Origin of the sequence: Pontibacillus marinus BH030004 = DSM 16465, from assembly GCF_000425225.1 — a bacterium.
Taxonomy (GTDB): Bacteria; Bacillota; Bacilli; order Bacillales; family BH030062; genus Pontibacillus; species Pontibacillus marinus.
Genome location: NZ_KE384334.1, coordinates 1 through 15,517 on the forward strand (window position 1 = coordinate 1; position 15,517 = coordinate 15,517).

Genomic DNA, 15,517 nt, shown 5'->3' on the forward strand with positions numbered 1-15,517 from the left:
GTTCGAGACCAGTGAAAAAGTCCACCAATATAAAATAAAAACCCCCTACATGGTATAATGAGTACGACCAAATACCGAACCATGAGGGGGTTTTTCTTGTGCTTCGACAAGAGCCAAAGCAACTCAGTCTTCACTCTATATTATATAGTAAAATTCCAGAACATCATATCCTTAAATTGATTGATACCTATATCGATTTCAGTTTTATCAATGAGCTTCTCAAAGAGACCTACTGTACAAATTTTGGACGTCCTGCCAAAGAACCTGAATTGATGTGTAAGTTGTTGTTTATACAACATCTTTACGAGCTTTCGGATGAAGTAACGATACGGGAAGCTAACTTAAACTTAGCTTATATGTATTTTATCGGCGTCAATCCTGAAGATGAACTTCCGGATAAAAGCCTTCTATGCAAATTTCGTCGACATCGTCTAGGTAATTCCACACTAGATGAAATGATGATTGAAATCACCAAACAGTGTGTGGAATTAGGTATTATCAAGGGAACTGGCGTCAGTATTGATGCCACCCATGTCGAAGCGAATACGATTAAAAAGACCCCTGAACGAATGATGAAACATTTAGCACGAAACATTAAACAGCTCTTTGAAGAAGAAAAGGAAGAGGCGTTAACCAACATCCCTGAAACCCCTGATTATCAAGAGATTGAAGATCACAAAGAAGCTAAAGCCGTCATGAAAAACCATTTAGAATTAGTAATTCATGAAGCCGAAAATCAAGGTTCATCTACCGAACCACAAACATCTGAGGCAATTCAAGAGGCTAAGGACATTCTGGCTGATCCGAAGTTTATGGCTCAAAAAGGTATTCGTTCCCTTGTTGATTTGGATGCTCGTGTAGGAAGAAAAGGTAAGAACCAATCGTTTTATGGATACAAAACAGAATTTATGATGACAACAGACGAGCGAATCATTACCTCCGTGCGCACCTCCGATGGTGCCGCAATCGACGGTAGTGATACGAAGGATTTGTTGACGGAAACGAAGAAATCGGGGCTGTGTGTCGAAGAAGTGTTCGGAGATAAAGCCTATTTCAGAAAAGATATTTTAGATGACATCAAATCGCTTGGAGCGAAAGCATATATTCCTGTGAGTCCTCTCGTGTACCGAATGGATGAAGAACAATTCTCTTACAATAAGGATGCCGACGAATGGCACTGTAGCCAGGGAAATACGACAGTCAAGAAGAAGTATTACACCTCAAATAATAAAGATGGCAAACGAGAAGGGTATAAGTATTATTTTGAAATGAATCAGTGTAAAGCTTGTCCCCTCCATGACCAGTGTGCCAAGAGATCGGCTAGAAGAATACTAACGGTAGGGGTAAACACGCCTGAATTTTACCGCATTTCCCAATACCAGAAGACAGAGGCGTTTAAGGAAAAGTATAAAAAGCGAGCTTCCATAGAAGGAAAGAATGCGGAGCTCAAACGATTCCACGGTCTATCCCGAGCTAGGGGGTATGGCCTCTTAAGCATGGACAATCAGGCGAAATTAACCGCCATAGCGGTTAATTTCAAGAGGATAGCAGCCCTACTATCCTCCAAAACTCCTTCTTTTTTGATGCCAAATCCAAATTTAATGGTATATATAACAATTTGAACTTCTCACCCTACCATTTCATCCGAAAAAAGCCTACTTTTTCACTGATCTCGAACTGTTCTAGTGTTTGTGAAGCTATAAACAAACATGAGAAACGTCCCTATGTTACTGCCTATGTTAAAAACTCTTCTTTTTATTTATCTCACTTTCTTCCTCCGCATCCACTGGGTTGCGACCCATTTTTCTCCCTTCACAACAGGATTTCCGCTATGAAGCGTTAACTCATTTAGTTTACTGTCTCTATAAAAATACTCAAAATAAACAGCCATGCCTTTTTTTGGAGATACTGCCAAGTTCAAATTCGGAAAAAGGGTTTCCCCTCCTTCTTCAACGTCGTTCAGATATAGTATAAGGGTAGAGATGCGATTATTATCGGATTTTTTAAAGTAGTCGTAGTGGGGTTTGTACTCTTGGCCAGGTTTATAGTGTAGAATTTGGAGCCCTTCCGCGTGGTCGATGGGGATGCACATCACATCGCTCAAACGTTTTTCAATTCGGTTGATAAGATCGTTTTCGTTCTCTTCAAAGAACATGCCGCTACTCGTACGCTCTTGACTTGTCTCTTTCGTTTGTCCGATTTTCGATCGGGATAAGCGGTCTCTGGCTTGAGCAATTAATGTATTGCACTCTTCGTGAGTTGCGACATTGTCCAAGATAACGACGAGAGGGTCCTCGTATTTTGATACAACATCGATGACTTTGTCTTCTGAGTCAATGAGATTACCTTGGTGAGAAAAAATGGTTTGTTCCTGATTTGTGGTCGATACCAAGATGGAACACCTTCCATTCGATAGAATATATTCTCATTATATTCTAAAAAAATCCAGCAGGGAACAAAATTATCTTTTTACCAATTGATATAATCTAAGAAACACACAGGTACAGTTCCACTGTTCCTCTTTCTAGACATGCAGGGACGATGAACCAGTACCATTGCCCCTTTCTTCATGGTTACAAAAGAAGCACCCACTTCTTAAAATTACGGGGATAATGTTCTATGTGCAATAGGTTTTTAATTATCGAAGATAAACTAAATAAAAGAGGCATCTCAAAAGTTAGTTCAACTAATGAGATGCCTCTAGTAATACTCACTAAATTAGCGTTTTGTTTTGCTTAAATTACATTTCAACACAATCTACTCTCTTAAAGGGGATTCACTCTCAATTCAAACAATAACTTACTGTTTGTTAAAAGAAACATCTAATGTTACTGTCCCGTCTGCTTTCTCTACAATGTTATCAAACTGAATTCCTGTTTGAGTGCTTTTATTAGACCATTTGTATAATGAAGTTGTGTTAGGCCCAACATTTCCTTTTGTGCTAATAGAAGTAACATTGTTTTTACCAGGGAACACATCTCCTGAATCTCCATCATTCATATACTTCTCCAAATCAAAATTTCCATCTGCCTGTACTACACTTACTGCATAGTGTCGTTCACCATTATCCGCATTTACTGGAACTTGCGATTGACCAAGATGGTTTAAATCCCAATTCTGAGCTTCGTTTGGACGACTAAAATTACGTGCAAGAATATCTTCGACCACATGGTACACGACTAAGCCATGTAAGTCCGCTCCATCAAGGTTATTTTCTAAGCCAGCATCAAATCCTTTTTGTTGTCGATTTTCTAATAGGAAGTACTCACGGCCATCTGAACCAGGTACATTTATTTTGTAAATGTCTTTGAATTCTTCAACAGGTCTTAGTGTTAATGATTGGTTTTCATTGACCTCAATAGGATCAGCAAATCCAAGATATGTTTTGGACCATGCATCTGGATGAACTGGTGAATTACCACTATAATAGCGGTCAGGCATATCACGACCATAAGAACCTCCCGCCATTAAGCTGAACATTCCAACTCCCTCTGAATCATATCCATAATCATATAAATCTGGTAATCCTAGTACATGAGCAAATTCATGAGCAAATACTCCAACAGAAGGTGGGGAAGGGTCTCTACCTTCATAGTCTGGCCCAAAATACTCAGGGTATGAATATTTTAAATACCCCGTAATATCTTGCCCCACTTCAGGAACAATATTGTACGTGTCAACTACTACCCCATCAACTACGGTATGCTCTAATGATGACACATCAGGAGGTGTACCAGTTTTGTAATACTCCCCAAAATAACTTGCACTTGTTATATCCCATTTATGAGACCAAATCACACTTGGATCTAAACTAAATTCAGCACCTGTACCTCGGTGGATAATAAGTAAATTAGGAACAATCATATCAACCGTTTCCCCACCTACTTCAATAGATGTTGCATCTCCATTTAACCAGAAATCCCCTGGCTTGGCTGGCACTGCATATTGTGAAAAATCTACATCTTTTGATGCAAGTTCAATCGCATCCCTTACCAACTCCCCAATATGGGCATCTCCATTTTCGTTATAGTACCCTTTATCTTGACCTAAATAGTACTCATAAGAATGTGGGAGTTCATACCAACCTGCGACATCTATATCCATACTAAATTGCCCATAGCTTGCTTCCTCAAAATAGTTTTTCATAGTTCTGTTTGTAGATGCTGACTCACCCTTAAATTCTGCAAGATGTTCAAACATAGGCATATCGTAAGGATTATAAACATCTCCATTAATTAAATCATCAAAATAATTTACACCAATTCGTTCAAAGTCAACACCAGGCACATCACTTACATTACCTTCTGTTTCCACAGGGAAATCAACAACGATAGCAATTCCCTTTTTGTGAAGATCTTCAACATTCTTAGGGTGCAATCTTTCCGTTTCCTGAGGCTTGCTATATGACTTACCATTATAGCCATGAATCTCTTTCCCCTGAACTATTCCGCCCCTAGATTTAACCTCATTTGCAAAATCGCGATCTACCTTTTGATAATCTGGAAGTTTTGGTGAAAAAGATAGATTTTGTTGTGGGCTTGTTTGCGCAAAAACTGAGGATGCTATTAATCCAACTCCTAACGATAATGCAAGTGCTGTTGACCAGATCTTTCTTTTCTTCAATCGTACCACTCCCATAAATTTAATTTGCGTTACCTACGAATTGACTACAAATAATACCTCCTTGAACCATTTGGACTAGTCACGCTTCATCAATATATCAGATAATTTAAAAAATTTATGTAGAAACCTTATATCAAAGCTACTTTTCTTTCGCCAGTTACTTGGGTAATTCTACATTTTCTGACTTTTCCGTTACATGTAACTTTCATTACTTTAAAAAATGTGTCGAGATGACTAAATTATAAAGTAGAAAAAAGGTGTCCGCTCCCCTCACTGCTATATCTATAAAGCAGTGGAGATGATAGCGCCACCTTTTCCTGTTTGTGAAATTATAAACAAAAGGGGGGGCCTCCCTATGTTATATATACTCTACGATAAGACTCTGTTCCAGCTTTATGAACTTCATCAATCAGAATATGATCAAATTCTTCTGGTTCAAACAGATCTGAAAACATGGGGACGGTTCTAGCGTTTGTGAAGTTATTAACAAACTTGAGAACCGTAAAAAAGGTACCTGACCTATCTCATAATGAAATGGGTCAGGTACCTTTAGTTTTTAATGTTTTCTTTAAGGTGAGGCTTTACCCTCTCCTCTACATAGTTATAACGTTCATACTAGAAAGATCTTGATAATTGAGTAACTCTATACCCACGAAATGTCGCACCAAATATTGGTATGTTATTTGGTTGGCAACGTAGATATATATTTTTTAACTACCTCATAAACATATTTTTGATTCGCTGTTGCTGTATCTGGATTGTACTCGCCACCGTTTGTTTTATTATTAGAAAGTATTCTAATGCCTAAAAATGGTATGTCATAAGCCTTGGAGATTTGTGCTGCTGATGCTGTTTCCATTTCCTCTACTGATGTACCATATTTATTATGGAACCATTTAATTCGATCAACTTCATTATTCCATACATCAGCAGAACCGATCGTCCCCTCAACAACTTTCCCCTTCGTATATTTGTCTTTAACGGCATTAGCAGCCTCTAGTAAGTCTTTATCTCCCTTATAGTAACGGATATTTTCAGCATCAGGGTCTTCTCCTGCACTTCCTTCAGAAGCCATTAAATCCATTGGGATCCACTCAGTTGGGGCTATTCCTTCGTTTTCACCCCTGTTTCCTGTTTTTAAAGAACCTATATTTACTGACCTTTTCCCTAAAACAATATCAAACACGTGTAATTTAGGATCATGGCCACCAGATGTTCCTTGGTTGATGATAGCGATAGGATTATATCTTTCAATAGCTACTGCTGTAGCTGCTGCTGTATTTTCCATTCCCTTACTCGTCTTCGAAACGATAACAGGATAGTTGTTTATAGTTCCAATATAAAATTCATAAATTCCTGACTTTTCTTCTTTTACATTTTCTAACTTATCCGCAAATTTCTCTGCTTCTATTGGCATTGGACCTTGAACGATTATTGGCCTTTTAGAGCTTTCTTGTTTCGTCTTATTCTCTTCTGAAGAACTACACCCTACAGCTGCTAATAATAGCAGTACAATAACAAATGTTATTGAAGCGAACTTTTCAAATAGCCTTTTTGTTTGTTTCTTTGTTGTTTGCATTCCGTTTTCCCCCTTGATGTGTGATATACTCGTAATTATTTTGGTCAAAAAAAGGTCCAGAAAATAGAATAATTTCTACCTTCTAGACCTACTCAAGTCAAAGTATAGTTAAAACTAAGCAAAAAATGAACTAAATGCCTGATTATTAAATAAATTCGACGCAAAAAGCCGAACAACCAATACTTTAACTCGTAGTCTAGTTCTTTAATGGGAACCAGGTAGAGACACTCAGACCATATTACCGAGGATATACGAGTCATGATATTTAAGATTTACAATGAAAATATAGCAAATTTATAAGAGATCATCAATAAAAACATGAACATTTTCATAATATAACGCTTTAATGTTCGTGTTATTACATAAAATATTGCAACATATTTTTCGCAAATGATCCTTAAAATTTGCCTTGTATATTTCAATTGAATTTTCTTACTCTTAATTGATGGTTTGTTGAAACCTTATTGTTCATCAGCGAAGAAGCAGAGGGAACGGAAAGTAACCTTCTACCTTTTTATTTATCTAACTTTCTTTCTCCGCATCCACTGGGTTGCGACCCATTTTTCTCCCTTTACAACAGGATTGCCGCTATGGAGCGTTAACTCATTTAGTTTACTGTTGCTATAAAAATACTCAAAATAAACAGCCATGCCTTTTTTCGGAGATACTGCCAAGTTCAAATTCGGAAAAAGGGTTTCCCCGCCTTCTTCAACGTCGTTCAGATATAGTATAAGGGTAGAGATACGATTATTTTCAGATTGTTTAAAGTAGTCGTAGTGGGGTTTATACTCTTGGCCAGGTTTATAGTGTAGAATTTGGAGCCCTTCCGCGTGGTCGATGGGGATACACATCACATCGCTCAAACGTTTTTCGATTCGGTTGATAAGATCGTTTTCGTTCTCTTCAAAGAACATGCCGCTGCTCGTGCGTTCTTGACTTGTCTCTTTCGTTTGTCCGATTTTCGATCGGGATAAGCGGTCTCTGGCTTGAGCAATTAATGTATTGCACTCTTCGTGAGTTGCGACATTGTCCAAGATTACGACGAGAGGGTCCTCGTATTTTGATACAACATCGATGACTTTGTCTTCTGTGTCAATGTGATTGCCTCGGTGAGAAAAAATGGTTTGTTCCTGAATTGTGGTTGATACCAAGATGGAACACCTTCCATTCGATAGAATATAATCTAATTATATTCTAAAAATATCCAGTAGGAAACAAAAATTATCTCTTTGCCATTTGATTTAAATTTTATTCCCTTCTCTTGACAAAATCAATTGCCTCTTTTGGTTTTTCAGTAGCAAGGACCAAACCATCATCATCAAAAATCAATATTGCAGGGTAGTTTAGTTTAAATCTAGTACCTTTAAATAATCCTTATCTGCTGAAAAAGGATCCTCCATTCTAGTTACTAAGTATTTCTGGTTTAATCCTTTTGGGAAACGAACCTTCGAATCAAACTCCCCGAATATATAAATGTCATAAAAACCATCTTGCTCAGACTTCATAGCATGTATTGCATCTTCTTTTTCTTGAAATTCTTCATAAAAGGAACAACCTGTTGTTGAAATAAACACGAACAACAAGGTCAAATAAAGAAACATTCTCAACGATTCTTCCCTCCCTCAATTATAATTAAGACTAATAGTATCTGCAGGAGCTGGATAAGGGACAGGTAGAGACTAGAAAGGGTGAGTACCTGTCTAGAGATTCTCACTCGTATTGTATTATTTCAGGCTTTCTACGATCTTTATAAACTCTTCTTTAGTAACATTCGTCTGCAAGTTGTACAAGCTATCATTATTATGCTGAACATCTTTCGGAACAAATCTATAATCATATACACCGGATCTTTTGGCAGATTTGCTTAACAATCCAATGAAATCCCCTACCTTCAGAATCTCATGATTTAATTCCTCAATATTTTCACCAGTTTCAAGATATTTCATTAAGCTATCTTGATATGTTACTGTAGAGAACTTTTCCTGATGAATATCAATTGCTTTATCTTCTTTCAAAAAGCTAATAAATACTTCATCTTCACTTATGCTTTCACGTTCATACTCAAAGCCATTTGGAATGTACTCTGGAAGTAAAACCTGAAAGTCTGCTGTATCTCTTATTTTTTCTGGCGAGTATTCTAGGCCACAGCCAGTCATTATTAATAGTGAAACAATAACACCGAGAATTCTTTTCACACCAACTGTCACCTCACTTAACAATTCTCTGATTAATCTAGCGGGAACTTAAGGACGATCAATTCTTTGTAAAAAACGAACCTACCCAAAAGTAAGTTCGTTTCATTTCACAATATATGATCAATATAGAGGAACACAGGGACAGGTACACTGTCCCTATTCAGACTCAAAGACGATGGACCTGTCCCTTCGTCCCAAAGTTACCTTCTAATGATTTTCATGAATTTTTTATAATTTATAGAGCCTGTCATTATGATGAAACCAGATATATAAAAAACTCCACCCATACCAACTATTGAAGATGCTGCTCCTAAAAGAACTGGTGTGACGAATTGAGTAAGTTTGTTTATAGATAACCTTAACCCTAAGCCCTCCCCTACCCGTTGTTCGGGCAATAACGATATAGTACTAGATATAGCCAAAGGCTGTCCTACTCCCATGCTGAGTCCAAGAATAAATGATAAAAAGCCTAGCATATATACATTGCTAAACAAAGGATAAATTAGATATATGCTTCCTGCCACTACAATTGAAATTGATATAATGAAACTTCTATCATACATTTTCACTAATAAAGGAAGGATTACTCTTATTAGAATACCTGCACCTGCATTTAAAGAAATGATAATTCCTATTAATGAATTCGAAACACCACTACTTGATGCAAGTAATGGAAAAAAAGCTATATAAATATCTTTAGACAAAAGGACTATGGCACTAATAAGAAATGCTTTTCGTAATTCGGGTATAAGTAATAAGTCAAATGACTGAACCTTTTTTTCTTCTGGTGCTTTCACTTCTCTTTTTCTGGATTTTTCAAATAACGCAATGGAAGGTAGTGACAGGAATAAAATAAGTCCTAATATTGCTAAGGTAGTTGAGTAGCCAATTTTATCAGATAAAAACCCACCAATAAGTGGTCCGATAAAACTACCAAACGCAACACTAATACTAAATATGTTGATGTAATAATCACGTATTTTACTTTTGCTAAAACTACCTATATACGCTTGCATGGAGATGACATAAAGTACTTGTGAAAGTCCTGATATTATTTGAGACGCGTGCACCCCACCTAAATTATAGAAAATGTAAGGAACAATGAGAGAAAAACCACCAAGTGTTATAGCTATTATAAGCGGTACTTTGCTTCCTACTTTATCAACAATCTTTCCTAACCTAATAGATAAAAATAATGGTAGCAAAGAAAAAAGGGATACAATTATCCCTATTTGCATATTACTTGCACCTAATTGACTTGAGAACAAGGGAACTAAAGGTCTAGTTCCTGCAACACTAAACATAAAGAAAGTTGTAGAAATAAAAATTAAATATTGGTTGTAGTTTTTTTTCATTACTTTTCTCCTCATACTAAACTTCTCCATTGTTATTAGGGTAGAAAAGTACTATTTCCTTCTTATTAATTCTGCCATAAGTACTTAAATTAATTTTGTATCTTCGTTTCACGCTAAATGTAATTCTTCTATTTCATTTAATGTTTCTTCTTGAACAGAAATTCTTACTTCATTCCCCTTCATCAGTCTATTTTCTATTTCACCAGGAATTAAGATTTCATCTACACCATCTTTTTTCGATGAAGCCTTCATTTTGTGAAACCAGTTACCTATATGATTTTCAAATTCATTAACAGGGATTAAGTCATCTATTTTCATTGTTAAAAAAAAGTGTCCAGTCCCAGCATTTTTCGTAGTTTTTGTAACCGATTCTGTTTCATAACTAAAATTACCTAAATTAAGGCCTCCACATAATGCATCAACTGCAATAGCAAGTCCGTAACCTTTATGCCCCCCCATTGGAAGAATGGTACCTTCTATTGCCTTTGTTGGATCTGTAGTATCAAACCCATCTTTATCTTGGGCCCATCCTAAGGGGATTTTTTTGTTCTCCCTTTCGTAACTTCGAATTTTCCCTTTAGCTGTTGCACTAACAGCAATATCTAGTGTGAAATCATCATAATCACTAGCTGGAAACGATATAGATAGTGGGTTAGTACCTAACATTGGGTCTTTACCTCCCCACGGAGCCATTGTAGGGCCAGCATTTGACTGAACCATAGAATAAAACCCTTCTGAAGCTGCTTTTCTTGTATAATAACCACATGTTCCAAAGTGATTGCTATTTCTTACGGTTGCTGCGGTAACTCCGTGTTTCTCTGAGTGGGCCATACATAAATCTAACACTTTATTAGCTACAACTTGGCCTAAGCCGTTGTCACCATCAATTAATAATAGTGCACCATTTTCTTTTATGACCTTAACGTTTGGGTCAAGGTTGATCAAACCGTTCTCAATTCTCTGGACATAATATTTTAATCTCATTAGCCCATGGGAATGGACACCACGCATTTCAGCATCTAATAAGGTGTCAACAACGATATTAGCGTCCTCAGTATTTAGTCCAGCATTTTCTAAAATAGTTGTACATTTGTTTTTGAGTTCACTTATATTAGCTTCCACAATTGACATTTTAAAGCCCATCCTTTTCTTTTCAATTCTCTCAACCTCTTGTCTTTTACATTCTTCATAAATGGAATTCGGAGAGAGACATTTTTACATGTAATTCAATATATCAGAAAAGAGGCTTGTGAAGATTCATTTATTGAACTATTAAAATACTATTTTTTTATTCCTAAAAATCGCCTAAACCTCCTATTCTTGTAGGTAGAAAATACATAATTCATTGTAAATAATGTGAATAATTGTTCTAAGCGACTTTCTGCTATCGAGTAATTAAATTCTTTTTTAGCCTTAGCTTCAAACTGAGCATATAATTCAGTACTTGATTTATTAAATATATCCTCTTCAAAACTCTCAGTATTTACTTTTTCTATTTCATTTTCTACAAATTTAAGTTCTTCAGGAAAACATTCTTCCTTTATACCTTTTACTATCAAACCATTATTTCCCTTACTATTTTTCAAATAAATCAATTCTATAAGGTCTCTAAGCGTTCGATTATAGTTAATATACTCATTAATATTGATAGTCTTTGGATTCTTCTTGTAACGCTTTTTAAATAACATTCATAACCTCCAACGAACCTATTACTAAAGTAATAATTTACTTATCGATGCTTTCGGATGCACTTCTATTCTTATTCAAAAGATAATCTCTTACAAACGGTGTTAAGAAAGTAATAAAGGCAAGAATTAAGAATACAGCACTAATTGGTCTTGTAAAGAATACACTTGGATCATTACTTGACTGTAATAGAGCTTGTCTAAATGATTGTTCAGCAATAGGACCTAAAATAATTGCTAAAACGATTGGAGTAACAGGTACATTAATTTGTCTAAACATATAGCCGACAATACCAAATGCTAGCATTACCCAAATATCAAAATAACTATTATGAATAGCAAAAGCTCCCACTACACTTAGCATTAAAATAATAGGACCTAAAATTTTAGCTGGTACTTTTAGAATGGATGAGAAATATTTTATACCCACCAAACCAATTACAATAAATAAAATATTACAAATGAATAAGCTGAAGAATAAAGAGTACACAACATCGCCGTTATTTTGAAACAACATCGGTCCCGGTCTAAGACCATGAATTAATAATCCTCCAATAAGAATCGCAGTTACAGTATTACCAGGTATCCCTAGGGTCAGTAGTGGAATTAATGCTCCTCCAGTTACCGCATTATTTGAAGCCTCTGGTGCGACTACACCTCCAGGTTCTCCTTTTCCGAATCGCTCAGGATGTTTTGACCACCGTTTTGCTTCGTTATATGCTATAAAAGCTGCTGGATCTCCGCCAATTCCAGGAATAATTCCGATAAAAGTACCTATAATACCGGATCGAAACATATTTGGAAATAACCTTCTTACTTCTTTAAAGGTTGGCAAGCCACCTTCTGATGGCTTATTAATAGAAGATTTTGAGCTTGAAGAAGCTGAACTTTTGATTAATTCAAAAGCTTGGGACGCTGAAAACAATCCTATTAACACCGGGATTAGAGAAAAACCCATTGCAAGCTCAGGTAAGGAAAAATTAAATCTTGGGTACCCATTAATTGGATCCATCCCTACAGATGCAATCAAAATACCAAAAGTTCCGGCCATTAGACCTTTAATTGGATTAACCCCACCTAAACTAGAAATAACAGATATACCAAAAATCGCTAAAGCAAAATATTCAGGAGCACCAAATCGTAAGGCTTGCTGAGCTAAAAAAGGAGCAGTAGTCGAAAGAATAATTGCACTTATTATTCCTCCAACTCCAGATGAAATAGCAGATAATCCTAAAGCTTTCCTACTCAACCCTTGTTTAGTCATTTCATAACCATCCAATACTGTTGCCGCTCCTGCTGGTGTCCCAGGAGTGTTTAATAGTATGGCTGAGATAGAGCCACCATAAACGGATGAACAATATATTGACCCAAGTAAAATGATTCCATGTGCAGGCTCCATTGTAAAAGTAAATGGAATAATGATGGCAATTGACATTGTAGAACTTAAACCAGGTAAACAACCCATGATGATTCCGAATAAAGTCCCACATAATATAATTAATAATACCGAAATTGAGAAAACATCTGCTATTGCATTAATCCAGATATCCATAAACTGCTCCTCCTTTATGTAAACAGATTACTGAAGATACCTTGCGGGATAGGAATTTTCAGTAATATTTGAAAGATTAATGTGATTCCTACGGTTACACCAAATGAGAGGGCTATTAATTTTTTGATAGATCGATAATTTAATAGCCAAAGTAATAGCCAAATGAATAGTGGTGTCAAGATTAGGAAGCCTATATACTTCATTAACAGCAAATAAACAATCATTGAAATTGCTGTATAGATGACATAATGATTTCTACTATTTTTTTCTAGTGGTTCATTACCGTCATCCTTCTCCCTATTAGGCTTTAGATGTGTATCTATTATTAAACCGATTGAAAGTAAAATAAGAACTATTGAGAAGAACTCTGGCCACATTCCTGCATCTTCAGTATAGGTACTACCTATAAAGTAAAAATACAATGAAATTAATACCATGAATCCTGCTAATACATAATTTACTTTTTTCATATTTTTACCTCCTAGGGCATTAAGGTTCTTGTTGCTATGAAAAGTATAGCCCTCTCAACGAGGGCCATTACATTTCTATTTTAGTTTACTCATACGTTCAAAGTCTTTATCCATCAACTTTTTAAATTCTTCAGGACCTCTAGCCCTAGTTACCATACCCATGTTTTCCATCTTTTCTTGGTATTCTTCATTCTCAAATCCTTTTTTAAACGCCTCATGTAAATGCTCTATAACTTCAGGATCTGTTCCTGCAGGAGCAACCAACCCTCTCCACGACTCATCCGTGACATCAAACCCTTTATCAACGGATGTCGGAATGTTTGGATATTCTTTGTGGCTCTTCTCTCCTAACACTAATATAGGCTTCAAATTTTCTGATTGAACTTGTCCTTCACCTTCTGAAAAGCTTGCGAGAGCAATATCATCATGACCACCGGCTGCTGAAGCAACTGCTGGCGCTCCACCATCATACGGAATAGTAGTTGCGTCTATTCCTAAAGCCTTTATCATTTCTTGTCCGGCAATATTATCTGATGCTTGAGCTCCAGAAGTTGCAATTGTCACTTCACCTGGATTCTGTTTTGCATATTCTACAAAGGAGTCAAAGTCATCATATGGAGCATCAGATGACGCATACATAATAGTTACATCACTAACTAGTTGCATAATTGGCTGATAATCTTCATACGTATATGAAGTTTTATTAAAGATAGGATTCGTTACAACAGAAGTAGTAGCTAAAAGCAAAGTATATCCATCAGCATCTGCAGAAGCTACATACCCCTGGCCAGCAGTACCGCCTCCGCCTTCTCTATTCTCAATGACGATTGATTGTCCCATATGTTCCTCAGAATATTGTGCGATGATACGTGCTGTATGGGTTGCAGCTCCACCTGCTGCAAATGGTACAATAATTTTAATTGGTTTATCTGGGAAGTCTTCACTTGTCCCTCCACTTGTTTCCTGGTTACCACAAGCTGATAAAACGATTGATATGATAAACAATAAAGTTAAAAGGCCTTTCATCTTAAACGCTTTCATTTTCTTCACACACCTTTTTATTGATTTTTTCGATCACTAACTTCCAATCCTCAGGGGTTTGATTATCAAACTTATTTTTTAATTCATGTTCTGTTAGGGATATTAGCTTCTGCTTAGTAGCATTTGTCATAACAGGCATTTTGTTATTTTCGTCTAATAGATTAATTACATTTTCCATCTCTATAACTCGCCTTTCAGAGTGGATGGCAGTACCTGTAATCAACCTATTTATTATTTCCTCAAATGGCTTTTCATCGATTGTTGCTGAAATTGAATTGACAACACGATCGCCAATATTCAAATCTTGGGCTAACTCTAGCACCTCAAATAGAAGAGCTGATACACCTTTCATGAAAATACTTCTAGTGAATTTTATATTTGTTGCATCTCCAAGTACTTCACTAACTTTCTCAATATTCATATTATATGGACCCATTAATTTAATAAATAAATCGACTCCATCACCGCTAGCAATAATAGGTACACGATGTTTATGCACTTGCAACGGACCCATTAATGCAGCATCGACAAACTTTTTCTCTTTGTTTAATAGCTTTTCATAGATTTCAGTTTTTACTTTAGCACTTGCAGTTGAAACATCAATGCATAATATATTATCATTGAGATGCTTATATATGTTATCCCAAGCATTATAAGCGTGATGAGCTGGTACTGCAACAATGACAACATCAACTTCTGGTTGTAGTACTCGCTCTGGACTTGATACAAGTTTTACTCCAACTGAGTTTGCCTTCTCCTTTACAAAATCCTGGTCATATAAGGGATCATAAGCAAAAACTTCTTTTACACCATCTTCCAATAATCCTTTTGACATTTCATAACCAACTTCACCAAAACCAATAAACCCTATTTTCATGTTAGATACTCCTAGCGTTTGATACTTAGTAGATTTTTTTAGAATTCACTTACTTTCTTTGCAAATTAATTTTTACAGCCTGGTCGAATTGAGTAACAGGTATATCACCCTTACTCTATAGACCTTTTACTGCATAATCC

14 protein-coding genes and 1 riboswitch are annotated in these 15,517 nt (G+C 36.2%); of the genes, 1 reads left to right on the forward strand and 13 read right to left on the reverse strand.

The window, feature by feature from the left end; all coding sequences use genetic code 11:
• Positions 1 to 98: 98 nt before the first annotated feature.
• Positions 99 to 1,622, forward strand: coding sequence for an IS1182 family transposase (locus H514_RS23565; RefSeq protein ID WP_051254966.1), 1,524 nt, complete (start codon positions 99 to 101; stop codon positions 1,620 to 1,622).
• 137 nt (positions 1,623 to 1,759) lie between these two features.
• On the opposite strand, the gene H514_RS0119575 is transcribed toward H514_RS23565, so the two are convergent.
• The 13 genes from H514_RS0119575 to H514_RS0119640 form a co-directional block, all read right to left on the reverse strand.
• Positions 1,760 to 2,395 carry a 2OG-Fe(II) oxygenase gene (locus tag H514_RS0119575; RefSeq protein ID WP_027448484.1) on the reverse strand — a complete coding sequence of 212 codons (636 nt, stop codon included), beginning with the start codon at positions 2,393 to 2,395 and terminating at the stop codon, positions 1,760 to 1,762.
• A gap of 404 nt (positions 2,396 to 2,799) precedes the next feature.
• On the reverse strand, positions 2,800 to 4,623 hold the full coding sequence (locus H514_RS0119580; RefSeq protein WP_027448485.1) for a M6 family metalloprotease domain-containing protein: 1,824 nt from the start codon (positions 4,621 to 4,623) through the stop codon (positions 2,800 to 2,802).
• Positions 4,624 to 5,302: 679 nt separating this feature from the next.
• Positions 5,303 to 6,202, reverse strand: coding sequence for a 5'-methylthioadenosine/S-adenosylhomocysteine nucleosidase (locus H514_RS0119590; RefSeq protein ID WP_027448486.1), 900 nt, complete (start codon positions 6,200 to 6,202; stop codon positions 5,303 to 5,305).
• A 172-nt stretch (positions 6,203 to 6,374) separates the two neighbouring features.
• A riboswitch (purine riboswitch) is annotated at positions 6,375 to 6,477 on the reverse strand.
• A gap of 243 nt (positions 6,478 to 6,720) precedes the next feature.
• Entirely contained in the window at positions 6,721 to 7,356 is a 636-nt protein-coding gene (locus H514_RS0119595; RefSeq protein WP_027448487.1) for a 2OG-Fe(II) oxygenase, read from the reverse strand.
• A 189-nt stretch (positions 7,357 to 7,545) separates the two neighbouring features.
• Positions 7,546 to 7,809, reverse strand: coding sequence for a hypothetical protein (locus H514_RS0119600; RefSeq protein WP_027448488.1), 264 nt, complete (start codon positions 7,807 to 7,809; stop codon positions 7,546 to 7,548).
• A gap of 117 nt (positions 7,810 to 7,926) precedes the next feature.
• Positions 7,927 to 8,397 carry a DUF4367 domain-containing protein gene (locus tag H514_RS0119605; RefSeq protein WP_027448489.1) on the reverse strand — a complete coding sequence of 157 codons (471 nt, stop codon included), beginning with the start codon at positions 8,395 to 8,397 and terminating at the stop codon, positions 7,927 to 7,929.
• Between the two features lie 200 nt (positions 8,398 to 8,597).
• A complete protein-coding gene (locus tag H514_RS0119610; RefSeq protein WP_324604060.1) occupies positions 8,598 to 9,788 on the reverse strand; it encodes an MFS transporter in 1,191 nt (396 codons plus the stop codon).
• A 72-nt stretch (positions 9,789 to 9,860) separates the two neighbouring features.
• Entirely contained in the window at positions 9,861 to 10,883 is a 1,023-nt protein-coding gene (locus H514_RS23570) for an Ldh family oxidoreductase (RefSeq protein WP_051255243.1), read from the reverse strand.
• A 149-nt stretch (positions 10,884 to 11,032) separates the two neighbouring features.
• The gene (locus tag H514_RS0119620) at positions 11,033 to 11,440 is read right to left on the reverse strand and encodes a hypothetical protein (RefSeq protein WP_027448491.1); all 408 of its coding nucleotides are present in this window, start codon (positions 11,438 to 11,440) and stop codon (positions 11,033 to 11,035) included.
• A gap of 37 nt (positions 11,441 to 11,477) precedes the next feature.
• Complete coding sequence (locus H514_RS0119625; protein ID WP_027448492.1) at positions 11,478 to 12,989, reverse strand: tripartite tricarboxylate transporter permease; 1,512 nt, start codon at positions 12,987 to 12,989, stop codon at positions 11,478 to 11,480.
• Between the two features lie 14 nt (positions 12,990 to 13,003).
• Complete coding sequence (locus H514_RS0119630; protein WP_027448493.1) at positions 13,004 to 13,459, reverse strand: tripartite tricarboxylate transporter TctB family protein; 456 nt, start codon at positions 13,457 to 13,459, stop codon at positions 13,004 to 13,006.
• Positions 13,460 to 13,534: 75 nt separating this feature from the next.
• The gene (locus tag H514_RS0119635) at positions 13,535 to 14,500 is read right to left on the reverse strand and encodes a tripartite tricarboxylate transporter substrate binding protein (RefSeq protein ID WP_027448494.1); all 966 of its coding nucleotides are present in this window, start codon (positions 14,498 to 14,500) and stop codon (positions 13,535 to 13,537) included.
• Positions 14,487 to 15,377: an NAD(P)-dependent oxidoreductase gene (locus H514_RS0119640; protein ID WP_027448495.1), complete on the reverse strand. Its 891-nt coding sequence runs from the start codon at positions 15,375 to 15,377 to the stop codon at positions 14,487 to 14,489. The genes H514_RS0119635 and H514_RS0119640 overlap by 14 nt, the downstream gene beginning before the upstream one ends.
• Positions 15,378 to 15,517 lie beyond the last annotated feature (140 nt).